Source organism: Pseudomonas sp. GW823-FHT02C02, from assembly GCF_058797635.1.
In genome coordinates this window covers 343,812-368,767 of the sequence record NZ_JBXAJV010000002.1, presented here as the reverse complement: position 1 = coordinate 368,767, position 24,956 = coordinate 343,812, and the positions used below count along the sequence as shown (strand labels likewise).

General features: G+C 59.8%; 24 protein-coding genes and 2 pseudogenes. 13 read left to right on the top strand and 13 right to left on the bottom strand.

The features are described 5' to 3' along the window. The first annotated feature begins 132 nt into the window (after positions 1-132). Complete coding sequence (locus tag AC1ROI_RS04375) at positions 133-1,032, top strand: LysR family transcriptional regulator (protein WP_010458960.1); 900 nt, start codon at positions 133-135, stop codon at positions 1,030-1,032. Here the strand turns inward: AC1ROI_RS04375 and AC1ROI_RS04370 are convergent. Continuing rightward, positions 1,022-1,561, bottom strand: coding sequence for a cysteine hydrolase family protein (locus AC1ROI_RS04370; protein WP_102595370.1), 540 nt, complete (start codon positions 1,559-1,561; stop codon positions 1,022-1,024). The genes AC1ROI_RS04375 and AC1ROI_RS04370 overlap by 11 nt on opposite strands. 970 nt (positions 1,562-2,531) lie before the next feature. Here AC1ROI_RS04370 and AC1ROI_RS04365 point away from each other — a divergent pair. After that, positions 2,532-4,916: pseudogene (locus AC1ROI_RS04365) on the top strand (beta strand repeat-containing protein); the annotation flags it as partial. A 52-nt stretch (positions 4,917-4,968) separates the two neighbouring features. On the opposite strand, the gene ggt reads toward AC1ROI_RS04365, so the two are convergent. Further along, positions 4,969-6,696 (bottom strand): gamma-glutamyltransferase, encoded by a 1,728-nt coding sequence (ggt, locus tag AC1ROI_RS04360; RefSeq protein ID WP_010458954.1) that lies wholly within the window; start codon positions 6,694-6,696, stop codon positions 4,969-4,971. 149 nt (positions 6,697-6,845) lie between these two features. Between ggt and AC1ROI_RS04355 the strand changes: the two genes are divergently transcribed. After that, positions 6,846-7,361, top strand: coding sequence for a methylated-DNA--[protein]-cysteine S-methyltransferase (locus tag AC1ROI_RS04355; RefSeq protein WP_010458952.1), 516 nt, complete (start codon positions 6,846-6,848; stop codon positions 7,359-7,361). 166 nt (positions 7,362-7,527) lie between these two features. Here AC1ROI_RS04355 and AC1ROI_RS04350 read toward each other — a convergent pair whose 3' ends face one another. The 4 genes and pseudogenes from AC1ROI_RS04350 to AC1ROI_RS04335 all read right to left on the bottom strand — a co-directional run bounded on the left by AC1ROI_RS04350 (position 7,528) and on the right by AC1ROI_RS04335 (position 10,601). After that, entirely contained in the window at positions 7,528-8,121 is a 594-nt protein-coding gene (locus tag AC1ROI_RS04350; RefSeq protein ID WP_077748757.1) for an NUDIX domain-containing protein, read from the bottom strand. 107 nt (positions 8,122-8,228) lie between these two features. Then, positions 8,229-9,263 (bottom strand): annotated as a pseudogene (locus tag AC1ROI_RS04345) (chitinase); the annotation flags it as partial. A 43-nt stretch (positions 9,264-9,306) separates the two neighbouring features. Then, entirely contained in the window at positions 9,307-9,942 is a 636-nt protein-coding gene (locus AC1ROI_RS04340; RefSeq protein WP_102595373.1) for a lytic polysaccharide monooxygenase auxiliary activity family 9 protein, read from the bottom strand. 221 nt (positions 9,943-10,163) lie between these two features. After that, positions 10,164-10,601, bottom strand: coding sequence for a hemerythrin domain-containing protein (locus AC1ROI_RS04335; RefSeq protein ID WP_010458944.1), 438 nt, complete (start codon positions 10,599-10,601; stop codon positions 10,164-10,166). Between the two features lie 151 nt (positions 10,602-10,752). On the opposite strand from AC1ROI_RS04335, the gene AC1ROI_RS04330 reads away from it, so the two are divergent. Continuing rightward, on the top strand, positions 10,753-11,184 hold the full coding sequence (locus AC1ROI_RS04330; RefSeq protein ID WP_077748754.1) for a GNAT family N-acetyltransferase: 432 nt from the start codon (positions 10,753-10,755) through the stop codon (positions 11,182-11,184). A 142-nt stretch (positions 11,185-11,326) separates the two neighbouring features. Here the strand turns inward: AC1ROI_RS04330 and AC1ROI_RS04325 are convergent, their stop codons facing one another. After that, positions 11,327-11,677: a hypothetical protein gene (locus tag AC1ROI_RS04325; RefSeq protein WP_077748753.1), complete on the bottom strand. Its 351-nt coding sequence runs from the start codon at positions 11,675-11,677 to the stop codon at positions 11,327-11,329. Between the two features lie 162 nt (positions 11,678-11,839). Here AC1ROI_RS04325 and AC1ROI_RS04320 point away from each other — a divergent pair, with 162 nt between their 5' ends. From AC1ROI_RS04320 to AC1ROI_RS04280, 9 genes are all read left to right on the top strand, one after another. Further along, positions 11,840-12,088 (top strand): hypothetical protein, encoded by a 249-nt coding sequence (locus AC1ROI_RS04320; protein WP_008154823.1) that lies wholly within the window; start codon positions 11,840-11,842, stop codon positions 12,086-12,088. A gap of 22 nt (positions 12,089-12,110) precedes the next feature. Next, a complete protein-coding gene (locus tag AC1ROI_RS04315; protein WP_077748751.1) occupies positions 12,111-12,440 on the top strand; it encodes a DUF6388 family protein in 330 nt (109 codons plus the stop codon). A gap of 35 nt (positions 12,441-12,475) precedes the next feature. After that, positions 12,476-13,180 carry a YoaK family protein gene (locus AC1ROI_RS04310; protein WP_102595374.1) on the top strand — a complete coding sequence of 235 codons (705 nt, stop codon included), beginning with the start codon at positions 12,476-12,478 and terminating at the stop codon, positions 13,178-13,180. Positions 13,181-13,402: 222 nt separating this feature from the next. Next, the gene (gene tusD, locus AC1ROI_RS04305; RefSeq protein ID WP_010458929.1) at positions 13,403-13,795 is read left to right on the top strand and encodes a sulfurtransferase complex subunit TusD; all 393 of its coding nucleotides are present in this window, start codon (positions 13,403-13,405) and stop codon (positions 13,793-13,795) included. 1 nt (position 13,796) lies between these two features. Continuing rightward, on the top strand, positions 13,797-14,159 hold the full coding sequence (tusC, locus tag AC1ROI_RS04300; RefSeq protein WP_010458926.1) for a sulfurtransferase complex subunit TusC: 363 nt from the start codon (positions 13,797-13,799) through the stop codon (positions 14,157-14,159). Continuing rightward, entirely contained in the window at positions 14,159-14,452 is a 294-nt protein-coding gene (gene tusB, locus AC1ROI_RS04295) for a sulfurtransferase complex subunit TusB (protein ID WP_077748748.1), read from the top strand. Before tusC ends, tusB begins: the two co-directional genes overlap by 1 nt. Then, positions 14,449-14,784, top strand: coding sequence for a TusE/DsrC/DsvC family sulfur relay protein (locus AC1ROI_RS04290; RefSeq protein ID WP_010458921.1), 336 nt, complete (start codon positions 14,449-14,451; stop codon positions 14,782-14,784). The genes tusB and AC1ROI_RS04290 overlap by 4 nt, the downstream gene beginning before the upstream one ends. Then, positions 14,781-15,782: a glycosyl transferase family protein gene (locus AC1ROI_RS04285; protein WP_102595376.1), complete on the top strand. Its 1,002-nt coding sequence runs from the start codon at positions 14,781-14,783 to the stop codon at positions 15,780-15,782. Before AC1ROI_RS04290 ends, AC1ROI_RS04285 begins: the two co-directional genes overlap by 4 nt. A 90-nt stretch (positions 15,783-15,872) precedes the next feature. Continuing rightward, on the top strand, positions 15,873-16,874 hold the full coding sequence (locus tag AC1ROI_RS04280; RefSeq protein WP_102595377.1) for a glutathione S-transferase family protein: 1,002 nt from the start codon (positions 15,873-15,875) through the stop codon (positions 16,872-16,874). Between the two features lie 134 nt (positions 16,875-17,008). On the opposite strand, the gene cysG is transcribed toward AC1ROI_RS04280, so the two are convergent. The 6 genes from cysG to AC1ROI_RS04250 all read right to left on the bottom strand — a co-directional run bounded on the left by cysG (position 17,009) and on the right by AC1ROI_RS04250 (position 24,670). Further along, positions 17,009-18,403 carry a siroheme synthase CysG gene (gene cysG, locus AC1ROI_RS04275; protein ID WP_102595378.1) on the bottom strand — a complete coding sequence of 465 codons (1,395 nt, stop codon included), beginning with the start codon at positions 18,401-18,403 and terminating at the stop codon, positions 17,009-17,011. Then, a complete protein-coding gene (gene serS / locus AC1ROI_RS04270) occupies positions 18,404-19,684 on the bottom strand; it encodes a serine--tRNA ligase (protein WP_010458913.1) in 1,281 nt (426 codons plus the stop codon). A 15-nt stretch (positions 19,685-19,699) separates the two neighbouring features. Then, positions 19,700-20,074 (bottom strand): fluoride efflux transporter CrcB, encoded by a 375-nt coding sequence (gene crcB, locus AC1ROI_RS04265; protein ID WP_010458911.1) that lies wholly within the window; start codon positions 20,072-20,074, stop codon positions 19,700-19,702. After that, positions 20,075-21,397, bottom strand: coding sequence for a replication-associated recombination protein A (locus tag AC1ROI_RS04260; RefSeq protein ID WP_102595379.1), 1,323 nt, complete (start codon positions 21,395-21,397; stop codon positions 20,075-20,077). It lies immediately after the preceding gene. Positions 21,398-21,571: 174 nt separating this feature from the next. Continuing rightward, the gene (gene lolA / locus AC1ROI_RS04255) at positions 21,572-22,195 is read right to left on the bottom strand and encodes an outer membrane lipoprotein periplasmic chaperone LolA (RefSeq protein ID WP_007904916.1); all 624 of its coding nucleotides are present in this window, start codon (positions 22,193-22,195) and stop codon (positions 21,572-21,574) included. A gap of 66 nt (positions 22,196-22,261) precedes the next feature. After that, complete coding sequence (locus AC1ROI_RS04250) at positions 22,262-24,670, bottom strand: DNA translocase FtsK (RefSeq protein ID WP_010458906.1); 2,409 nt, start codon at positions 24,668-24,670, stop codon at positions 22,262-22,264. Positions 24,671-24,956: the final 286 nt, after the last annotated feature.

Here is a 24,956-nt window from a genome sequence, read left to right as displayed (position 1 = left end):
AGTTGATTGTTGTTTTTATGGGCAAAGCGCCGGTTTCATTGCAATGTAGGGCCTGGGTCAGGGCTATAAAATATCGCAGGCACACTGTTTACATAGATCCGCGTCTATGTGAATGAACATTGAGGGATACCCATGCTGGGCACTGTATCGGAACTGGATCTGCGTTTGATCCGGGTCTTTTTGACCGTCGTTGAAGCGGGCGGCATCTCGGCCGCGCAAACTGCGCTCAACACCACTCAACCGACCATCAGTGCGCAATTGGCGACGCTGGAAGCGCGGGTGGGATTTCGACTGTGCGAGCGCGGTCGCGGCGGATTTTCGGTGACGCCCAAGGGCGGTCAGTTTGTCGAAGCGGCCCGCCGATTGCTGGCGGCAGCCGAAGGTTTCCGGGTTGAGGTCCAGCACATCAATCGCAAAGTGTCGGGCAACATCAATATCGGTTTGCTCGGCCAGATCGATCCTGTTGCCAACAAGAAAATCGCCCTGGCCATCGCGCGTTTAAGGGCTCGTCATGAAGGCCTGTATTTCCACTTCACGGAACTGTCTTCGTCGCTGCTGGAAGAGAAAATCATCAATAGCCATATCGATCTGGCGATCGGTTACTTCTGGCACCGCTTGCCCAACATCGATTACTTCCCCTTGTTCCAGGAAACCCAGATCGCCTACTGCGCCCCGGCTCACCCGCTGTTTGAGCACGTGGGGGATCTGACCCGGGATGACGTCCGCGATTACGACTGGGTATGGCCCAGTCACCCCTTGCCGGAAATGCCTGCACCCACCTCGATCGAACGCCTGACCGTGCTCACCGACAGCATGGACGGCGCGGCGCTGCTCATTCTGTCGGGGCAGCATTTAGGCTTTTTGCCGCAGCACTATGCGGCGAAGCATGAACAGCTGGGGCAGTTGCATCCGCTGAATCCCGAGCTGCTGCGTTATGAGGTGGGGTTTCATGCGGCGGTTCGGCATTCGGCGCGGCAGCGGGATCTGGTGAGTGCGTTCCTGAATGAGCTAATCGATATTTTCAGTTCTTAATCGCTATCTCGCTGGCCGGGATGACGTCGATCCGTGCCACGGGCCCCGTCAAGTGCGCCAACTCCGCGTTGTGCTGGGCGATGATGTCTTCGGCGGCGAGGTTGCCGTTGTCGACGGTGGAATGCGCGTCGGCGGCGAGCACCACGTCATAGCTCAGGTTCAGGGCCTGGCGGACGGTGGCGTTGACGCAATAGTCGGTTTGAAGCCCGCAGATGATCAGGCGGTCGGAGCCAAAATCTTGCAGTAGGGCTTGTAAGTGGGTCTGGTAGAACGAATCTCGGTTGGTTTTTCGCACCCGACGGTCTTGCGGTGAAGTCTTCAGGCTTTCGGCCAGTTGCCAGCCTTCAGAACCATGTTGCAGCTGGTCGCCCTTTTCTTCGTGCTGGATGAGGATGACCGGAATCCCTGCCTCCCTGGCCTTGGCACTCAGGCCGTTTATATTCTCGATGACGCGTTTGATCTCAAAACATTCGTACTCGCCAGTGCACAAGGCGTGCTGGACGTCGATGATCAGCAATGCAGTGGTCATGGGCTCAGGCCTTAAAGTAGTCCTTCAGATTAAGGGGTACGCCACCTGCTCCCTGGGGCCGAGCAAAGAGTGCGTACCGTCGATAATGCCGTAAAACACCTACGATGGAATAGCTTGAAATCGCTGCCTGTCCGCGAATTTATCCAGTCGGACACAGCCCGCCCCAACACCGCTAAGCTGAATTGAAAATTCATTAAACCACATCAACTATTACGGTATTACTTTATCTATTGTAACGAACAACATTAAACACTTCCAAAGCACAATAAGTGTGGTCATACCCGAGTCATTGCTTTAGGGTGAATCTTCGATATCGAGAAGTTTCGCCAGGGACTGCGACCTGTTTAATGACAGGACTGCGGCTTTGCCACTGGCTCTTAATGGATTTCAGCCAGTGACGTGTAAGTAATACCTGACCGTTCTATTTGAACGCTATGGGTACTTACAATCCTGATTCCCGCTGATGCCGTTATATTCATTGAGCACATATGATATGAGTGACAACAAAGTCCTTGTCTTGCGCACTTGCGCCAACGACATGTCGGACCATGCCGGCCAAGTCTGGCCGGACGCCGGCCTGGTGGTGTGCAAGCACTGGAAGCCCAGCAAGAAACTCGAGAACGGCCTGGTCGGCTTATTGTGGGGAGAAGGTTCCTCTACTCAACTGAGTTTGCGAGCCGATGCCAAATGGGTTGTGTGCGAAGTTCACATTGGTCACATTATAAAACTTGATGAAGACGGCATGATCAAGTTCCCGGAGGCGGAAGTTGTTCACACGGGCACTCAAGACAGTTCGATCAATTACATTGCAGCGCACATTGAACACTATCAATCAGCAAACATCCCTTTAATCGACACCCCACTTGAATCACCAAATAAAACTTCCAGTCGCGAATTCGAAAGTCGGCGAGCACAGGGTTACAGTCCTTTCGGCATCGGCGCTAAAACCGACGCCTCGCAAACTTTCGAAACTGCTGTGTACGGCAGTACGCTCACGGGTGGGCATCAAAGTTATCTGCTGGCGGGTTACGGCAGTACGGAAACAGCCGGCGGTCAGAGCTCATTGATTGCCGGTTACGGCAGCACCCTGACCGCCGCCGACAGCAGCTCATTGACCGCCGGGTATGGCAGTACGGAAATGGCTGGCGATGACAGCTCGCTGATCGCCGGGTACGGCAGCACCCAGATCGCCGGGCAGAAAAGCACACTGACCGCCGATTACGGCAGCAGCCAGACCGCCCAGGACGGCAGCACCCTCACCGCCGGTTACGGCAGTACCGAAACGGCGGGAAGCGACAGCTCGCTGTCCGCAGGCTATGGCAGCACTCAAACCGCCCAAGAGGGCAGCGCCCTCACCGCCGGCTACGGCAGCACCGAAACAGCCGGATCGGATAGCGCCTTGATCGCCGGTTACGGCAGCACCCAAACAGCCGGCCACGAAAGCACCCTGACCGCCGGGTATGGCAGCACCCAAACCGCTCAGGAAAACAGTTCCCTCACGGCCGGGTACGGCAGCACCGCCACGGCGGGATCGGACAGTACGTTGATTGCCGGTTACGGCAGTACACAAACTGCCGGTCATGAAAGCACGCTAACCGCCGGGTATGGCACCACCCAGACCGCACAGGAAAGCAGTTCGCTCACCGCAGGCTACGGCAGCACCGCAACGGCCGGGCACGACAGTTCGCTGATCGCCGGATACGGCAGTACGCAAACGGCCGGTTATGAGAGCACGCTGACCGCCGGCTACGGCAGCACTCAGACTGCCCAGGAAAGCAGTTCCCTGACGGCAGGCTATGGCAGCACCGGAACCGCCGGGTACGCCAGTTCCCTGATCGCCGGTTATGGCACGACCCAGACCGCAGGCTATGAAAGCAGTCTGACGGCGGGTTACGGCAGCACCCTCACCGCTCAGGAAAGCAGCTCCCTTACCGCCGGTTACGGCAGTACGGAAACCGCCGGCGGCGACAGTTCGCTTATCGCTGGCTACGGCAGCACTCAGACCGCCGGTTATGACAGCAGTCTGACCGCCGGCTATGGCAGCACCCTCACCGCGCAGGACGGCAGTTCTCTCACGGCCGGTTACGGGACCACGGAAACCGCCGGGCATGAGAGTTCGCTGATCGCCGGCTACGGCAGCACGCAAACCGCCGGCCACGACAGCACGCTGACGGCAGGTTACGGCAGCACCCTCACCGCTCGGGAAAACAGTTCACTCACGGCCGGCTACGGCAGCACCCAGACGGCGGGTTACAAAAGCACTCTGACCGCTGGTTATGGCAGTACGCAAACCGCACGGGAAAGCAGTGTTCTCACCGCCGGCTACGGCAGTACGGGAACCGCCGGTAGCAACAGTTCGCTGATCGCCGGATACGGCAGCACGCAAACCGCTGGCTACGAGAGCACGCTGACGGCAGGTTATGGCAGCACCCTCACCGCTCAGGACAACAGCTCCCTCACCGCGGGTTATGGCAGCACCGAAACCGCCGGCTACGAAAGTTCGTTGATCGCCGGTTACGGCAGCACGCAAACCGCCGGTTACGACAGCACGCTGACGGCGGGTTACGGCAGCACCCTCACCGCTCAGGACAGCAGCTCCCTTACCGCCGGTTATGGCAGCACCGAAACGGCGGGCCAGGACAGTTCCTTGATCGCCGGCTACGGCAGTAGCCTGACCAGCGGCATCCGCAGCTTCCTCACGGCTGGATACGGCAGCACATTGATCAGCGGATTGCGCAGTGTATTGACCGCCGGTTATGGCAGCAGCCTGACCTCCGGCATGCACAGCACCCTGACCGCCGGATACGGCAGCAACCAGATCGCCAGTTATCAAAGCTCATTGATCGCCGGTCCCGACAGCACGCAAATTGCCGGGCACAAAAGCATGTTGATTGCCGGCAAGGACAGCTCACAGACCGCGGGTTATCGCAGCACCCTCATCGCGGGCGCCGGCAGCGTCCAGACGGCGGGTGATCGCAGCAAATTGATAGCCGGCAAGGACAGCACCCAAATCGCCGGCGACCGCAGCAAGCTGTTGGCGGGCAGCAATAGCCACCTCACGGCCGGTGATCGCAGCAAGCTGACGGCGGGCGATGACTGTACGTTGATGGGCGGCGATAAAAGCGTTTTGACGGCGGGCAAAAACAGCATTCTGGTGGGCGGCGCCCGCAGCAAGCTGATTGGCAGCCTGGGTTCAACGTTGACCGGAGGCGAGAATGCGACGTTGATTTTCCGATGCTGGAACGGCAAGCGATTCAAGAATGTCGTGGCGCAGACCGGCAGGGATGGCGTGGAAGCGCATGTGCCGTATCAGGTGGACGAGGCGGATAACCTCGTCACCAAGCCCGACGAATAACCTTGTCGGCCGGGCCACCCTCGCAGCTTGAGGGTGGCCATGGACTTACGGCTTAGTAGCCGAGCGACAACCCCGTATTCCTGCGCGGGTCGTTGGCCCCATAGAAGCGGTTCTTGCCCACCGGTTTGCCTTCCAGCGAAGGCGCGCCCACCAGGATCGCCGCCAAATGGTTGGGATCCTGCGGCCCGGCAAACTTGTGGCCCCAGCTCTCAAGCATCTTCACCGTGTCCGGACTGGTGGTGAAGGTCTCCAGGTTGGTCTCTTCCGGCAGCCATTGCTGGTGGAAACGGGGCGCATCGACCGCTTCCTGGATGTTCATGCCGTAGTCGATCACGTTGAGCATGGTCAGCAAGGTGGCGGTGATGATGCGACTGCCGCCGGGGGTGCCGACAACCATGACCACTTTGCCGTCCTTGGTGACGATGGTCGGGCTCATGGACGACAGCGGTGCCTTGCCGGGCGCAATGGCGTTGGCTTCGCCTTGCACCAGGCCGTACATGTTGGGCACGCCGATTTTCGAGGTGAAGTCGTCCATTTCGTCGTTGAGGATGACCCCGGTTTTGCTGGCCATCACACCGGCACCGAACCAGTCGTTGAGGGTGTAGGTCACTGACACCGCGTTGCCCCATTTATCGACGATGGAGTAATGCGTGGTGTTGCTGCCTTCATGGGGCGCTACGCCGGGTTTGAGCTCGCGAGACACGCCGGCTTTTTGCGGATTGATCGCCGCGCGGATTTTGGTCGCGTAGTTCTTGTCCAGCAGGTGCTCGATCGGGTTTTTAACGAAATCCGGGTCGCCGAGGTAGCTGTTGCGGTCCACATAGGCATGGCGCATCGCTTCGATCTGGTAATGCATGCCCTGGGCCGAGTGGTAGCCCAGATCCTTCATCGGGTAGCCTTCGAGAATGTTCATGATCTCGCAGATCACCACACCACCGGAGCTGGGCGGCGGTGCCGACACCACGTGATAACCGCGGTAGTCACACTCGATCGGCGCCAGTTCGCGGGTCTTGTATTTGTCGAGGTCGGCCTGGGTGATGATGCCCTTGTTGGCCTGGCTGGAAGTGACGATGGCGTCGGCCACCCAACCTTTGTAGAAACCGTCTTCGCCCTTCTCGGAAATTTCCCGCAGGGTCTTGGCCAGATCCTTCTGCACCAGTTTTTGCCCGACCTGCATCGGTTCGCCATTGCTGAGGAAGATCGCGCCGGAATCCTTGATGTCCTTCTTGAACACGTCGGTGGCGTATTCCAGCAATTCGACATCGCCCTGCTCCAGCACAAAACCGTCTTCGGCAAGTTTGATCGCCGGGGCGATTACTTCCTTGCGCGGTTTGGTCCCGTATTTCTTCAGCGCCAGTTCCATGCCGGACACGGTGCCGGGCACGCCAACGGCCAAGTGACCACGGGTGCTCAGGTCCGGCACGACGTTGCCCTCTTTGTCGAGGTACATGTCTGCTGTCGCGGCCAGCGGCGCTTTTTCGCGGAAATCGAGGAAAGTCTTGCGCCCGTCCGCCAGTTGAACGGTCATGAATCCACCGCCCCCCAGGTTACCCGCAGCGGGATAAACCACCGCCAGCGCATAACCCACGGCGACAGCAGCATCGACGGCGTTGCCACCGTTCTTGAGCACATCGACGCCTACATGGGAGGCCAGGTGCTGGGCCGTGACAACCATGCCGTTTTCGGCCGCGACCGGGGCCACGGAGGCTGCGTAAGCACTGAGGCAACTGAGCGCCAATGAGGTCGCAATCAGCGATTTGGCAAAAGGTTCGAACTTCATGAGTCGGTCTCTTTTTGTTTTTAGGCTCTGTTTAAAAACGGAGAAAACGCTTCAAAGCAGACGCAAGTATGGCCGGGATTGCGTTTTGCGCCTCCTCGCCGAGGCAGTATGCTTGGCCTCTGTTCAGCCCTTCTGAGGAGTTCGCCGGCATGACTTACACCTTCACCACTCTGGCGTCCCCGGTCGGCGAGCTGAAACTGGTTGCGAAAGATTCAAGACTGGCCGCCATCCTCTGGGAAAACGACAAGCCGAACCGGGTTCGGCTTGGCCCGATGAGCGAGGCACCGGATAACCCGATCCTCCTACGCGCCGTTCAGCAGTTGCAGGAATACTTTTCCGGCACGCGCAATAGCTTCGATCTGGAACTGGATTTTGCCGGGACGGACTTTCAGAAGAAGGTGTGGCAGGCGCTGCTGACCATTCCGTTTGGCGAGACGCGCAGTTACAGCGAGATCGCCGAGCAGATCGGCAATCCAAGCGCAGTCCGGGCGGTGGGCGCGGCGAATGGCAAGAACCCGATTTCGATTGTTGCGCCGTGCCATCGGGTGATTGGGGCGTCGGGGAAGTTAACGGGGTTTGCCGGCGGACTTGAGGCAAAGGAACGGTTGTTGACGCTGGAAGGTTGCGAGTGGTCCGGGGCTAGCCGGACGGGCGAGCTGTTTTAAGCCGACTGCCCCCCCGATCTCTGTGGCGACGGAGCTTGCTCCCGCTCCAGTGCGCAGCACTGGCAAAAATCTCCGACTAAGCCAGTATTTTGGGGCCGCTTCGCAGCCCAGCGCGAGCAAGCTCGCTCGCCACAGGGTTAAGGGTTCAGATCTCGGGACTCAGGTCTCAGGTAGCGGTGAAGATATTTTTCATCGCCGCATACTGCAGCAGCATGATGGTCTTCGCATCGCAGATCTCCCCGCGATAAAACGCCTCGAGCGCCTCGTCGAATGTCCACTCCAGCACTTCCAGTTCTTCGGTTTCTTCTTCCAGCCCGCCACCCTCGCTGACTTTCGACGCCGCGTCATATTCAGCGATGAAGAAGTGCAGTTTTTCGGTGACCGAGCCTGGGCTCATGTAGGCCTCGAACACCTTTTGCACGTGGTGCACGCGATAACCGGTTTCCTCTTCGGCTTCGGCGCGGATGCGTTCTTCAGGTGCCGCGCCTTCGAGCAGCCCCGCCGCCACTTCGATCAGCAAACCATCGTGGCCGTTGACAAACACCGGCAACCGAAACTGACGCGTCAGGACGACGGTTCTTTTCTCGCGGTTGAACAACAGAATCGCCACGCCATTGCCACGGTCATACACCTCGCGGGTCTGGCGCTGCCAGTCGCCGTTGTTACGCAGATAGTCGAAGGTGATTTTCTTCAGCAAGTACCAGTCGTGGGACAACACCTGGGACTCGATGATGTTGACCCGCTCGGCTGTGTTCGCCATCACAACGCATCCTTTTTTCGTCAGAAGGTCCCCATGGTAGGCGAAAACCAAAAAGCCCGGCATCTCTGCCGGGCTTCTTTTTACTGCTGGCTGACGACGTCAGGTATCGCGCTGTCTTCCTGTGAAGAGAGCTGCTTGCCATTGATCAACGGCCCGTAACGACGGCTGAACTCCCAGTTGTAAGGTACGTGGTCTCTATTGACCCCGTTGTCCCAATTCACCGACCAAGTCATCAGGCCTTTGATCGAAAGCCCCTTGGCGTCGAGACGCTTGAAGGCATTCACCACTGCCGCCGGATTGATCACGTAACCGGTGGCCGCCGCGTCGACGTTGGCAGGCAGGCCGATCACGAACTTGTCCGCCGGGATCTTCGTGAACCCGCGAGTGCCGCTCACCAGGCTTTCGGTCAGGTAAAACAGGAAGTCCTCTTTCATCGCGTCGTTGTTCTGCGCAATCCACGCGCCATTGCCGTTATTGGCTTCCGGCACCCAGATTCCGTCGCCGCCCTGGTTGTAATACTGCGGGGCGATGAAGTCGTAATAGCCTTCCAGGGCCTGGAGATAACCGACGTACTTACCGGCAGTGGTCAGGTACGGAAACTCCGGCGCCATGCTGATGATGAAGTGTTTGCCTTCACCGGCGTAATGGTCCTTGACCAGCTTCAGCGCGGCAGGCAGGACGCTCTTGTTGTCGGCGAAATCAATCGCGCTCTGTTCAAGATCGATGTCCAGCCCATCGAAGCCGTAGGTTTCCACCAGACGGATGATTTCGTTGGCCAGCGGCTGTTCGTTACCTTTGTGCAACTCGATGTGCGCGTCGGCGCCGCCGAGGGAAATCAGCACCGCCCTGCCCTGACTGTTCAGCACGCCGACCTGGCGACGGAACTCGGCGTCGGACAAGTTGTACGGCTTGAAGGTCGGGATGCCGTTGCCCTTCATGAAGGCCACGGCCACCACGTTGTAATCCTTGGGCACATCCTGCAGCGCGATGTTGGCGAACTGGCCACGCTGATAACCGTCGCTCGGCCCGGCGGGCCAGTTGTGCCAGAAGCCCATGAGGATCTTTTTGCCGGCAATACTCGGCATCAACGAAGCGGCGTCGGCGAGTGGCGATTTCAATAACGTAAAGTCGAATTTTGACATGTTCTATTCCTTCAGAACGTGTGGGGGGATTAACACTGCGGGCTTACTTGAAGTCCACGTCAAACGCTTGGTAGAAGGCGTTGCCGGTGTTGGCCACGATCCACATCAGCACGATCACGTGATGGCCTTTCTTGTTGCCCGGCAATTTCACTTCGTGGTTGATCTTGGCTTTCATCTCGGCGGAATGGCTGTAGTACGGGACCTGGGTGTAGAAGTCGTCGAAGAACGATGTCGGCTCCAGTTGCCCACGGCCGATGCGCTGTTCCGGGCTCCAGCCATCCTTGGTGATGAACCAGCTGTAGCCACGGGTGACATGGGGCGCGGTGTATTCCCAGGTGACCTTGAAGGTCTGGCCCGGATCGACGTTCAACAAGGGCCAGGTGAAGGGGCGGCCGAGCCTGACGCTCATTTCCTTGTTGGTGAAGTTGATGCAGTCTCGGGCATCCGTCTTGCCACCGCTGAGGATGTAGCGGTCGGCAGGTGGCGTGACACTGTCGCTGTCGGTTTGATACGGCGCCGCGAAGGGCCCCGCCGTCAGCGAAGGGAAGTTCTTGCCGCCTTCCATTTCGTTGACTTGCCAGCTACTCAGCAACCCCAGCTCTACGGCGACCGCACCGCGGCTGGAGGGGGAGGTGACACGACCGTGTCGAAGTTGAGGTTGAGTCTGTGGTTGGTTCATTTTTTCACTCCGTTGATTTTGAGAACTCTCCTTCCTGAGGAGAGGCCTCCAACCTAACGGCGCTGTTTTTTTTGTCCATCAGCCCATTTGAGCCCCGAATGAACCCGCCTTCGCAGATCACTCGCAAATACTGGATATAAAACCAGTACCCTGATCCAAGTCCTACGTCCTGTGTAGCAAAAGGATTACATCACCAGGTAGCAATCGGGGCATCGTACCGACTAGGGAAGCTGTGCCTTGTATTCCTTTTCGTATTGGCCGGCCAGGGCCTCTTTCTGCTTGTCGTCGAGCAGCTTGCCGGCCATCTGGAAGAACTTCTGCTCTTCCTCTTCCAAGTGATGATGAACCTTCTCGGACAGCTTCTTGGCGGTCGCCAGCCAGGCCGGGCTGGACATTTGTGTCTCATCCAGCTCTTCCATCATTTCGTCCATCTCATGGTGTTCGGAGATGGCGTGGCGGCTGAGATCGACGCCATTGTCGAACGCCATCAGCGGGATGTAGAAATGGCGCTCTTCGGCGGTTTCGTGGGCCTGGAGTTCAGACTTGAGCTGCTTGTAAGCCTCGACCCGCTCCGCGGTGTCGCCGCTGGTCTTGATGAGCGCTTTGGCATAGGTGCGCTGGCGGTCGTGACTTTCACGCAGGGCTTCAAAAATATTCACGGGTGATCCTCATTGGCCGCGTTCCGGAAGGACGCTCTTCAGGCTAGACATCCGGGCGCGAGCGAGGGTTCCACTCAAGGGGCTGGAACAACCGCAGGGGGTCGCGTTAGGCTTGCGGCTGTTGCCCCTCATGGCCATAAGGATTGAGCTGATGGAACTGCGTATCGAACAGTCGCAAAACCCCACCGAAGCCGAGGAGCAGGCGATCCTGCTGCCGTTGCGCGCCTATAACGCTTCAAAGGCCGGCGTTTCGAAGCAGGAGCCCATTGCCTTGCTGATTCGCGACGAGCATGACGAGATTCTTGGCGGTCTGTATGGTCGGGTTTTTTATAAGTGGTTGTACATCGAGTTGCTATCGGTACCGGAACAGGGTCGGGGACAAGGCATAGGCTCGAAGTTGATGCGGATGGCCGAAGACGTGGCGCGGGAGAAGGAATGCATCGGGGTCTGGCTCGACACCTTCGACTTCCAGGCGCCTGAGTTCTACAAGAAGCTGGGCTACAGCGAGGTGGGGCAGATTGTCGACTACCCGCCGGGGCATAAGCGCTTCTTTTTCCAGAAGCGCCTGATCAACGACGCATAACCTGCTCGTATGATCCACACCATCCAACTGTAGGAGTGAGCCTGCTCGCGATCGCGGAGTGACATCCAACATTGATGTCGACTGACCCGCCGCTATCGCGAGCAGGCTCACTCCTACAGGGGATGGGGGTCAACGCCTCAGGTCAGAGGCAGGTCGCCAGCGCCGCCAGGCGGCGCTTGGCCACAAAGTTATCTTGCTGTGCGTAGTAACTCAACACGGTGCCTGACGCATCGGTGGTCACGTCGACAAAGGACTCCGCAGAACGCGTGTAAACGGTGGACCCACCCTTCTCTCCCGGCTGCAAATACGCGCCGGCATCGACACCGAACACCGCCTCGTCCTGCCAGGAAAACTGCACGCACTGGGCGACGACTTTTTCCGGCTTGTCCGATTTCAGGGTTTTGTAAGGGGCTTTGGTGCGGGCATCGTTCATCACCGAGCCGGCGCATCCCGCCAGCAACGTCACGGCCAGCGCCACCATCAGAATTCGCATTGTGTTCGCTCATCAAGAAAAAGCGGACTGTATCACCGTGGCACGGCGTATCGTTCTGCTTTACTTCATTTATACCGCGACATCGCGTGACGATTCGCGCACCCTGTCGCGCCATTAACGTCGCATCGCCCGTTTTTTCCGGGCTCATTTTCTGGAAAGGTCATGACACCCAACGCCGAGTATTACAAACCGACCGCCGAATACGCTGACAAGCTGATCAGCCAGATCGGTCAGACGCCGTCCTGGATCGCCAAGCGCATTGGCGTCACCGACAAACGAATCCGTTACATCCTCGACGGCGAACGCACCGTCAAAGGCGAAACCACGCCGATCCAGATGACCTACCCCGAGCAGTTTGCCCTCGAGTGCCTGGCGGCTGCGGCCAAAGCCAGCAAGAAGCAATCTTCGTAAACCCGGGCCTCAAGGAGCGACCATGGCGGCAACCGAACAGCAACACGAGAAAGCGCTGAAGAAGTTTCTCGATGAGCGTCCTGAGCTGCGCAATGAGCTCGACAACCTCAACCCGCTGTTGGCCCAGGCCAAAGGCGAGACCGCGGCGCAATATCGTGACGAGCGCTTGCATGAGGCCTTCGAGGCCGAAGCCGAGCGCCTGGGTCTGTTTGCCTGGGAGCTGACATTGCAATTGACCGCCGTGACGCCTGAAGACTACGATTCTCAGCGTCTTGAAGTGCACAAGGAAGTGGCCGAGATGGCCGGTATGGACTGGCTGGAGTATTGCGAACTACATGGATTGATCAAGTGACCCTGATGGTCGCTGCCTGAGGACGACTTTCGCCGATGTTGCCATCCCTCTCGACTTCTCGCGCCAGCCCGGGCCATCTTCATATCCAGAAATGGCGCGGACGCATCGGCATGGTGCTGGTGGCCGCGCTCTCGGTGCTCGCCGGCATGACTGACGCCATCGGCTTCATGGCCAGCGGCGACTTTGTCTCCTTCATGAGCGGCAACACCACCCGCCTCGCCGTGGCCATCAGCGACGGCGATCTCGGGCTGACCCTGCGCCTGCTGATTCTCGTGACCACCTTCATTGTCGGCAACGCCTTGGGCATTGTCGTCAGCCGCCTCGGTGGCCGCCGGGCGCTGCCCTTGCTGCTGGGCATCGCAATGCTGCTCTGCGGCGCCGCGGCCTGGCCTTTTGACGAACAATTGCCGGCACTGCTGGCAACAATCATCGCCATGGGCATGCTCAACGCGGCGGTGGAGGAAGTGAACGGCTTGCCGGTCGGCCTCACTTACGTCACCGGCGCCCTGTCGCGCTTCGGGCGTGGGCTGGGGCGCTGGATGCTCGGTGAGCGGCGTAATGGCTGGCGGGTTCAGTTGATTCCCTGGACGGGGATGTTTGCCGGTGCAGTGCTCGGCGCGGTGCTGGAACACCACCTTGGGCTCAACGCGTTGTTTGTCAGCGGGTTGCTGGCGGGCGCGATTGGATTGCTGTCGCTGAAGATTCCGCGGCGATGGCAGTTGGGGTATATGCCGCGTTGAGCGGGTTATCACGTCCCGCATTGATGTCGCCTGACAGACCGCTATCGCGAGCAGGCTCGCTCCCGCAGGGTTCTGTGGTGGATTTCAGTGTCATGCACCACCAAATACCTTGCAGGAGCGAGCCTGCTCGCGATGGCCGCGACTCGGTCTACGAGTAAACCCCCTTCGCCGCACTCGCGATAAAGCTTTATCATGACCGCAGTTTTGCTGATCGAGTCCGTCATGAAGTTCGCCATCGCGCTGTTTTCCGCCGCCCATGCGCCCTCCTCGCGCCGTGCCTTGCTGTTTGCCCAGGCAGCGCTGGCCGGCGGGCATGAGATTGTCCGGCTGTTTTTCTATCAGGACGGCGTCTACAACGCCTCCGGCAGCGTGGTCACGCCGCAGGATGAGCAGGACCTGCCCAAGCAATGGCGCGCCTTTGTCACCGAGCATCAGCTGGATGGCGTCGTGTGCATTGCCGCCGCCCTGCGCCGTGGCGTGTTGAACGCAGAGGAAGCCGGACGCTATCAGCGTGACGCCGTTGCCGTGGGCGCGCCGTGGGAATTGTCCGGCCTCGGCCAGTTGCATGACGCGGTGCAAGACGCTGACCGCCTGATCTGTTTCGGAGGCGCGTGAGATGGCTAAATCCTTGTTGATTATCAGCCGCCAGGCCCCGTGGTCCGGGCCGAACGCTCGGGAAGCGCTGGACATCGTGCTGGCTGGCGGTGCGTTCGACCTGCCGATTGGCTTGCTGTTTCTCGATGACGGGGTGTTCCAGCTCGCTGCGAAACAGGACGCCAAGGCCCTGCAACAAAAAGACCTGAGCGCCAACCTGCAAGCGTTGCCGATGTTCGGTGTGGAAGACCTGTATGTCTGTGGCCACAGCGCTGCCGAACGAGGTCTGGACCTCAACGGTCGGTCGCTTGAAGAAGCCCGGGTGCTGGCCACCCAGGAAGTCACTGCACTTATTGACCGTTACGACCAGGTGATCACCCTCTGATGTCGACTTTGCATGTGTTGTCTCATTCCCCGTTCGGCGATGACCGCCTGACCAGTTGCCTGCGCGTGATCGGCACAAACGACGCGTTGCTGCTGACCGGCGACGCCGTCTATGCGTTGCAACCGGGCACCGCGCCGTTCAACGCGCTGAATGCCCGCCCGTTGAAACTGTTCGTACTGGCCGAAGACGCCCAGGCCCGTGCGTTGGCGGTTCCTGACGCGGCCAAAGCCATTGATTACCCCGCCTTCGTCGAGTTGTCGATTCACTACGACAAGGTGAACAGTTGGCTATGAATTCCCTGACAGTCGGCGCACGCGCCATCGAGTTGGACAAGGACGGTTTCCTGGTCGAACTGAGTGACTGGTCGAGCGAGGTGGCCAGCGCCCTCGCCGCCGCCGAAGACATCCAGTTGAGCCCGGAGCACTGGGAAATCCTCGAATTGCTCCGCAACTTCTACGCCGAATTCCAGCTATCCCCGGCCACCCGTCCGCTGATCAAGTACACCGCGTTGAAGCTCGGCCCGGAAAAAGGCAACAGCTTGCACCTCAACCGACTGTTCAAAGGCACCCCTGCCAAACTCGCCGCGAAACTGGCGGGCCTGCCCAAACCGACGAATTGCTTATGACTGACTTTCCAGCGCTGACCCTCGAAACGCCAGCCGAACACCCATTCGCCCAGTTCGTGCGGATCCTCGGCAAAGGCAAGCGCGGTGCCCGCGACCTGACCCGGGCCGAAGCGCGTGAAGCCATGGGCATGGTGCTCGACGACAAAGTCGAGGACACCCAGCTCGGCGCGTTCCTGATGCTGTTGCGGCACAAGGAAGAAAGCGCCGAGGAAATGGCCGGTTTCACCGAAGCCCTGCGCGAACGGTTGAACCCGCCAGCCCTGGCGGTAGACCTGGACTGGCCGACGTATGCCGGCAAGAAGCGTCACCTGCCGTGGTACCTGCTGGCGGCCAAATGCCTGGCGCAAAACGGCGTGCGCATCTTCATGCACGGCGCTGGCGCCCATACGGCCGGCCGGCTCTACAGCGAACAACTGCTGGAAGGGTTGAACATCCCGTTGTGCCGCGACTGGCAACAGGTCGGCTCGGCGCTCGATAACGGAGGCCTGGCGTTTATGCCGCTGGAGGATTGGGCACCGCAGTTGCAGCGCATGATCGACCTGCGCAACACCTTGGGCCTGCGTTCGCCGATCCACTCCCTCACCCGCATTCTCAACCCGTTGGGTGCTCGCTGCGGCCTGCAAAGCATTTTCCACCCGGGTTACCAGGCGGTGCATCGCGATGCCAGCGGCCTGCTCGGCGACACCGCGATTGTGGTCAAGGGCGACGGTGGCGAAATCGAGATCAACCCGGATGCCGACAGCCACCTGTACGGCACCACCGGCGGCGAAAGCTGGGACGAGGAATGGCCGCAGTTGTCGAGTCAACGCCACGTCAAACCCGCCTCGCTCGATCCTGAACATTTGAAAGCCGTCTGGCGCGGTGACGTGGTCGACAGCTACCCGCAAATGGCCTTGATCTCGACCATGGCCCTCGCATTGCGTGGCCTCGGTCAGACCCGAGAACACGCCTTCGAAACGGCGCAGCAGTATTGGGACGCTCGGGACAGATCGATTTAACCGATCATAACCCACGAACCTTTGCGCTATTTAATCGAACCTATATGAATAGACTCCTCTCCAACGCTTATTGATTGAGGAGTCTTGAACATGGGTTTGTTAGTTGAAGGTCGCTGGCAGGACCAGTGGTACGAAAGCAGCAAGGATGGCGCGTTCCAGCGCGAACAGGCGCAACGTCGCAACTGGCTGACCGCCGACGGCAAGCCCGGCCCGACGGGCGTCGGTGGCTTTGCAGCCGAAGCTGGCCGCTATCACCTTTATGTATCCCTCGCCTGTCCGTGGGCGCATCGCACGCTGATCCTGCGCAAACTCAAAGGCCTCGAAAACCTGATCGACGTCTCGGTGGTCAGCTGGTTGATGTTGGAAAACGGCTGGACCTTCGACCAGAACCTGGGCTCGACCGGCGACAAACTCGATCATTTCGATTTCATGCACCAGCGCTACACCGCCGATACCGCCGACTACACCGGCCGCGTCACCGTGCCGGTGCTCTGGGACAAACAGCAAAACCGCATCGTCAATAATGAATCAGCGGAGATCATCCGCATGTTCAACGGCGCCTTCGATGACCTGACCGGCAATGACCTGGATTTCTACCCGGCCCCCCTGCGCGGCGAGATCGATGCGTTGAATGAGCGGATTTATCCGGCCGTGAACAACGGCGTTTATCGCGCAGGGTTTGCCACGTCACAGCAGGCGTATGAAGAAGCGTTTGATGATGTGTTTGCCGAACTGGATCGATTGGAGCAACTGCTGGGCGCCAACCGTTACCTGGTCGGCGAGTACCTGACCGAAGCGGATATTCGGCTGTTCACCACGCTGATTCGCTTTGATGCGGTGTATCACGGCCACTTCAAGTGCAACCTGCGGCGGATTGCCGATTATCCGAATCTGTCGAACTGGCTGCGGGAGATTTACCAATGGCCGGGCGTTGCCGAGACGGTGGATTTTCAGCACATCAAAAATCATTACTACGGCAGCCACAAGACCATCAACCCGACCGGGATTGTGCCGAAAGGGCCGGCGCAGGATTTCACAGCAACCCATGATCGGGCGCGGTTGAACGGGAAAGGGGTTTGGCGCAGGGCCTGAGGTTTGTGCCGTTTTTGAGGCCCCCAATCGCTAGCAGGCTAGCTCCCACACTGGATTTTTGTCGTTCTCAAATCCCCTGTGGAAGCTAGCCTGCCAGCGATGGGCCGGGGTCGCGCTCGACCGACTCGGTCCGATCAGACTTGCGCCTGAGCCCCTTCAAACCAGGCCAGTTTCTCGCGCAATTGCACCACTTCCCCAACGATCACCAGCGTCGGCGCATGCACTTCATGCTCCGCCACCAGTCGAGGAAGATCAGCCAGCGTGCCGGTAAATACCCGCTGATTGACCGTGGTGCCCTGCTGAATCAGCGCCGCTGGGGTGTCCGCCCCGCGACCGTGCTTGATCAGTTGCTCGCAGATGATCGGCAAGCCCACCAGCCCCATGTAAAACACCAGGGTTTGTGCCGGCGCAACCAGCTCGGCCCACGGCAAATCGGTGGAACCGTCCTTCAAGTGCCCGGTGACAAATCGCACCGACTGCGCGTAATCGCGATGGGTCAGCGGAATCCCGGCATATGCCGCGCAACCGCTGGCGGCGGTGATACCCGGCACGACCTGGAACGGGATGCCATGGGCCGCCAGTTCTTCGATCTCTTCACCGCCACGACCGAAGATGAACGGATCACCGCCCTTCAATCGCACGACCCGCTTGCCTTGCTTGGCCAGGTCGACCAATTGCTGATTGATCTGGTCCTGCGGCACCGCGTGATCGGCGCGACGCTTGCCGACGTAGACCCGCTCGGCATCGCGACGGCACAGATCGAGAATCGCCGGGGCGACCAGGCGGTCGTAGAGCACCACATCGGCTTGCTGCATCAGGCGCAAGGCACGGAAGGTCAGCAAGTCAGGATCACCGGGGCCCGCGCCCACCAAATACACTTCACCGGTGGCGACCGGCGCTTCGCCATTGATCTTCGCCAGCATCAGGCGTTCGGCTTCAGCACCCTGCCCGGCCAGTTGCCGGTCGGCAATCGGGCCCTGGAACACATCCTCCCAGAATGCCCGACGCTGCTGCACGTCCGGGAACAGGCGTTTGACCTGGCTGCGAAAACGCGCCGCCAGACCGGCCAGTTGACCGTAGGTGGACGGAATCCAGGTTTCCAGTTTGGCGCGGATCAGCCGCGCCAGCACCGGCGCATCGCCGCCGCTGGACACCGCAATGATCAAGGGAGAACGGTCGACGATCGCCGGGAAGATCACGCTGCACAAAGCCGGCGCATCCACCACATTGACCGGCACGCAACGCCGATGGGAATCAGCGGAAACTTGCGCGTTCAGCGGTTCGTCGTCGGTGGCGGCGATGACCAGCCCGCAACCGTCCAGGTCCGCTTCAACGTAGCCCCGTAACAGGCACTCGCCGCCGCTGCCGACAACCAGCTCGCGCAGTTGCGGTTCGATTTCAGGTGCGACCACCCGCAGCAGCGCACCGGCTTCGGCCAGCAGGCGGGATTTGCGCAAGGCAATCTCCCCCCCACCAACGACCAACACACGACTGCCGCGAAGGTTATGGAACAGCGGCAGATAGTCCATTTAGCCGATGACCTCGAGGCCACCCATGTAAGGTTTCAGCACTTCAGGCACACGGATCGAACCGTCGGCTTGCTGGTAGTTTTCCAGCACCGCCACCAGGGTACGACCGACTGCCAGACCCGAACCGTTCAGGGTGTGAACCAGTTCAGGCTTGCCGGTTTCCGGGTTGCGGAAACGCGCTTGCATACGACGGGCCTGGAAGTCGCCGCAGTTGGAGCACGACGAAATCTCGCGGTACTTGTCCTGGCTCGGGATCCACACTTCAAGATCGTAAGTCTTGACTGCGCTGAAGCCCATGTCACCGGTGCACAGTGCAATCGTGCGATAAGGCAGTTCCAGCAGTTGCAGGACTTTCTCGGCGTTGGCCGTCAGACCTTCCAGCGCGTCCATCGAGGTCGACGGCTCAACGATCTGGACCATCTCGACCTTGTCGAACTGGTGCTGACGGATCATCCCGCGGGTATCGCGACCCGACGCACCGGCTTCGCTGCGGAAGCACGGCGTGTGGGCGACGAACTTGATCGGCAGCAGCTTCGAATCGACGATCTCGCCGGCGACGATGTTGGTCAGCGACACTTCAGCAGTCGGGATCAGGTACAGATCGGCTTCGCCTTCGCGGCTGATCTTGAACAGGTCTTCTTCGAACTTCGGCAGCTGACCGGTGCCTTGCAGCGCCGGGGCCTGGACCAGATAAGGCGTATAGGCCTCTTCGTAACCGTGTTCGCTGGTGTGCAGGTTGATCATAAATTGCGCCAGGGCGCGATGCATACGGGCGATCGGGCCGCGCAACAGGGCGAAACGGGCGCCGGACAGCTTGGCGGCGGTTTCGAAGTCCAGCCAGCCGAACTTCTCGCCCAGGGCCACGTGGTCCTGGACCGGGAAATCGAACGCGGTCGGGGTACCCCAGCGGCGCACTTCGACGTTGCCGTCTTCGTCATCACCGATTGGCACGGATTCGTGCGGCAGGTTCGGGATGCCGAGCAGGATCGAATCCAGATCGGTCTGGATCCCGTCCAGCTCGACTTTACCGGCACTCAATTCGTTCGCCATACGCTCGACGTCGGCCATCAACGGCGCGATGTCTTCGCCGCGCTGCTTTGCCTGGCCGATGGATTTGGAGCGCGCGTTACGTTCAGCCTGCAGTGCTTCGGTGCGGGTCTGGACGGTCTTGCGCTGTTCTTCCAGCGCTTCGATGCGCGCAACATCCAGCGTGTAGCCACGGGATGCCAGGCGGTCCGCTACGTCCTGAAGGTTGCTACGTAACAGTTTGGAATCGAGCATGTCGGTCTCTCGTTATCAAAGTTTGGTCAAGGACAGGCCAGCCCAGGTGGCGAGCAGCCCGCCGAATACGCTGATGGCAGCATAGCCCAGGGCCAGCGGCATTTGCCCGGTTTCGAGCAGGCGCACCGTATCCAGTGAAAAGGATGAAAAAGTCGTCAGCCCCCCGAGGAAGCCGACCATCAACCCGGCGCGCACCTCGATCGGCACCTCCGGGCGTAGCAAAAACAGACCGTATAGAACGCCGATCAGCAAACAGCCGACGATATTAACGGCCAGCGTCGCGGTATAGAAGTGCCGCGGCCAATTAGCGTTGACCCAATTACCGGTGGCAAAGCGCAACAGAGTCCCGGCGACACCGCCAACGGAGACCGCAATAACCAAAGGAATCACTTATTTTCTCCGCTGCCGGGGGCTTAGACGGTCAAGTTGTGCAAGGTGATTGAGCTTTTCGCCGATCTTCAGCTCCAGGCCGCGAGGCACGGGCTGATAGAACGGTTGCGGCTCGAGTTCTTCCGGGAAATAGTCTTCGCCAGCGGCATAGGCGTCCGGCTCATCGTGGGCATAACGGTATTCATCGCCGTAACCCAATTGCTTCATCAGCTTGGTCGGTGCGTTGCGCAAGTGCAGCGGCACTTCCAACGAACCGTGTTCGGTGGCGCTGCGCATGGCGGCCTTGAACCCCATGTACACCGCGTTGCTTTTCGGCGCGCAAGCCAGATAAGTGATGGCCTGGGCCACCGCCAACTCGCCTTCAGGGCTGCCGAGGCGCTCCTGCACTTCCCACGCCGCCAGGCACAGGCTCAGGGCCCGCGGGTCAGCGTTGCCGATGTCTTCGCTGGCCATGCGCACCACGCGCCGGGCCAGGTACAGCGGATCGCAACCGCCGTCGATCATCCGCGCGAACCAGTACAGCGCGCCGTCGGGATTGGAGCCGCGCACCGATTTATGCAGCGCAGAAATCTGGTCGTAAAACGCTTCGCCGCCCTTGTCGAAACGCCGGCGGGTATCGCCGAGCAGACTTTGCAGCAGATCGACGCCGATCTCGCTGTTGTCTTCTGCCAGGTCCGAGGCGTTTTCCAGCAGGTTTAGCAGCCGCCGGCCATCGCCATCGGCAGCCGACAGGAGCATCTGGAAGCCTTCATTGCTGAGGGTCAGCTGTCGCTTGCCCAGGCCCCGCTCTTCGGTCAGCGCCCGATGCACCAGTTTGCGCAGGGCCGCTTCGTCGAGGCTTTTGAGCACGTAAACGCGTGCCCGGGAGAGCAACGCGTTATTGAGTTCGAAGGAAGGGTTTTCCGTGGTTGCGCCGATGAAAATCAGCGTGCCGTCTTCAACGTATGGCAGGAATGCATCCTGCTGCGACTTGTTGAAGCGATGCACTTCATCGACGAACAGGATGGTGCGCTTGCCGTACTGGCCAGCCTGCTGCTTGGCGATTTCCACCGCCTGACGGATTTCCTTCACGCCCGCCAGTACCGCCGAGACCGTTTCAAAGTGCGCATCCGAGACTTCCGCGAGCAACCGCGCCAGGGTGGTTTTGCCCACGCCCGGCGGGCCCCAGAAAATCATCGAGTGCAGGGCACCCTGCTCCAGGGCTTCGCGCAAAGGCTTGCCGCGAGCCAGCAGGTGTTCCTGACCGACGTACTCGTCCAGATTGGCTGCGCGCAAGCGGGCGGCCAAGGGTTGAGCGATCGGGGCACTGCGAAACAGGTCCATCACGTGCGGTTGAAACCTCGCTTTATTACGCAGTTCTCAAGTCTGGCGAAATCCTGTGGCGAGGGAGCTTGCTCCCGCTGGACTGCGCAGCAGTCCCATTTCGGGGGGCGCTTCGCGCCCCAAGCGGGAGCAAGCTCCCTCGCCACACAAGCCAGCTCCAACAGGTTTTGCGTCTTACTCTTGAATGACGTCGGCACCCTTGGGAATGTCGAACTTGAACTTGGACGCCGGGATCGGCTCGTTGGCCTTCACGCCGGTGAACAGGATATTGGTGCGCTGACCGACGCTGTCGATCAGTTGCATGTCATTGACCAGGCCATTGCGGAACGACAGGCGCAGGCTGTCGAACAGGGTGTCCTTGGTTTTAGGTTTCAAGGTGAAGTCGATCACGCCGCCGGCTTCCTTGGCGCTGATGTCAAAGCTCTGGCTGATCTTGGACACGTCGCCGGACAGCAGCAGCGCAGGTGTCTGGGTCAGACGCTGGTCAAGGGTCTTGATGGTGACCTGTTCCAGGTCCGGGTCCCACAGGGACACCTTCTTGCCATCGGAAACCATCAATTGCTCTTGCGGTGCGTCGGTATGCCAGTAGAACAGGCCAGGACGCTGCAGGGACATTTGCCCGGCCGTTTCCTGCAACTGGGTGCCGCTGCCATCCAGCGTCAGCTGAGAGAAGCGCGCTGTCAGGGTCTGGGATTTTTCCAGCAGTTGGGTCAGACGCGCCACGTCCTTGTCATCGGCGTGGGCCGAGAGCGTGGTCAAAGCCAGTACCGGCAGCAACAGCATGCGGATAAGACGCATGGGAGTCCTCATAACATTCGTGGGAGTTCGGGTGGCGCATCACTGCGCCATCCTTTCAAAATCAAATCAGTCGCGTACCGGGCCAGGCGCCAGGACTTCACGCGAACCGTTGGTATTCATGGACGTCACGACCCCGGCCATTTCCATGGCTTCGATCATGCGTGCGGCGCGGTTGTAGCCGATTTTCAGCTTGCGCTGAACCGCAGAGATGGACGCACGACGGCTTTCCAGGACGAACTGCACCGCTTCGTCGTAAAGCGCATCGGATTCGCTGTCTTCGTCGCCACCGCCACTGCCACCGTCGAAACCGCTACCGGCCTCCTCAACACCGGCCAGGATCTCGTCGTTGTATTCCGGTGCACCGCGCAGTTTCCAGGCTTCAACCACCCGGTGAACCTCGTCATCGGACACGAACGCACCGTGAACACGGATCGGCAGGCTGGTGCCCGGCGGCATGTAGAGCATGTCACCGTGGCCCAGCAGTTGCTCGGCACCGCCCTGGTCGATGATCGTCCGGGAGTCGATCTTGCTCGATACCTGGAACGCCATGCGCGTCGGGATGTTGGCCTTGATCAGACCGGTGATCACGTCAACCGACGGACGCTGGGTCGCGAGGATCAAGTGGATACCGGCCGCACGGGCCTTCTGAGCGATACGGGCGATCAGTTCTTCAACCTTCTTGCCGACGATCATCATCATGTCGGCGAATTCGTCGACGACCACGACGATGGTCGGCAGTTTGGTCAGCAGCGGCGCTTCGTCGTGAATACTTTCGCGTTTGTACAACGGATCGGTCAGCGGCGTGCCCGCGTCCTGAGCTTCCTTGACCTTGGCGTTGAAGCCCGACAGGTTTCGTACGCCCATCTTCGCCATCAGTTTGTAGCGACGTTCCATCTCCGCCACGCTCCAGCGCAAGGCGTTGGCCGCGTCCTTCATGTCGGTCACGACCGGGCACAGCAGGTGCGGAATGCCTTCGTAGATCGACAGCTCGAGCATTTTCGGGTCGATCATGATCAGCTTGGCGTCTTCCGGGCCGGACTTGAACAGGATCGACAGGATCATCGCGTTCACACCCACCGACTTACCGGAACCGGTCGTACCGGCCACCAACAAGTGCGGCATTTTCGCCAGGTCAGTGATGACCGGCTTGCCGCCGATGTCGTGGCCCAGGGCCAGGGTGACCGGCGACTTGAAGTTGTCGTACTCAGGGGTCGACAGCACTTCGGAGAAACGCACGATCTGGCGGTCCTCGTTGGGAATCTCGATACCGACGGTGGTCTTGCCCGGAATCACTTCCACCACACGAACGCTGGTCACGGCCAGGGATCGCGCCAAGTCTTTCGCCAGGTTGGAGATGCGGCTGACTTTGACGCCGGCGGCCGGCTGGATTTCGTAACGGGTAATGACCGGGCCCGGATGGATCGAATCCACCGAGACTTCGACGCCGAATTCCTTGAGCTTGATTTCCAGCAAGTGGCCGACGGCGGCCAGCGATTCTGGAGAATAATTGAGTTGTTTCTTTTCGGCCGGGTCGAGAATCGAGATCGGCGGCAAGGTGCCTTCGACGGCGCTGTCGACGAACAAGGGCGCCTGTTTCTCTTTCTCGACGCGCTTGCTCGGCGCTGCCGGCTTGGGCGGCGCAGGTGCGATGACAGGCGGCACCTGCTTCTCGCGGTCCGACATGTGCTTGCTCAGGGCCTGCTCACGCTCGATGAGGCGCTCCTTGACCTTGGCTTGCTCGCGTTTGTCCGTGACAGTCGGGGCGACCACGTCATGCACCCGGTCGTCGACTTCACGCAGCTGCGCCACCAGTTGTTTGCGCTCGACACGGGCGCTCCACCAGCGATTGGCCGCGCCTTGGAACAGTTCGAAAAGGTCGAGGGTGATCTTGCCGGTAACGTCCATCACCTTGAACCACGACAGGTCAGTGAACACCGTCAGGCCGAACAGGAACAGCGCGATGAACAAGAGCGTGCTGCCCTGGATGTTCAGCGCGTTCCTGGCCAGGTCGCCAAGACTTTCGCCCAACGCGCCGCCCGCACCGGCCGGCAGACCGGTCGCCGCATGGAAATGGATATGCGCGAGTGCCGCGCCCGACAGCACCAGAAACACCAGGCCGATCAGGCGCCAGGAGAACAGCCAGCCGCTCCATTGCCACTGTTCGTGGCGCTGACGGAAGATCTGATAGGCCTTGATCGCCAGCAACAACGGGAAGATATAGGCGAAGTAACCCAGCACCATGAACAGGATATCGGCGCTGTAGGAGCCGACCGGCCCGCCGAAGTTCTGTACGTCGTCGATCTTGCTGTTATGGCTCCAGCCCGGATCGTCCTTGCCATAGGTCAACAAGGCCATCATCAGGAACAGGCACAGGCCACCGATGGCGATCAATGCACCTTCCTTGAGCCGGTAGTGCAAGTGCTGGCGCCAGAGTGGAACGACGACTGTTTTGGGTGCTGCGGTGGATTTCTTCAAAACGCTTCTTTTCCTGCGCCCATGGCGCGTCCATCTGTTGAATGACTATAAAAAACTGCCCAATCCAGGCAGGTAAAAAAGTTAACACGCGCAACTGGGACTACTTTTAACATTGCACCCCGGTTTTTATAAACACGGTACGCACAGCTTATTTTGTTTCAATCACTGTTACAGACGGCATTGTACGGGTTTGTTCGCCCGATGCCATGCTTGAAGCCCTTCGGTGTAGCATAGCCAAAAGCACGTTACGCGCGTTTCAATTTGAGCATGCATTCTCTTTTGTGAC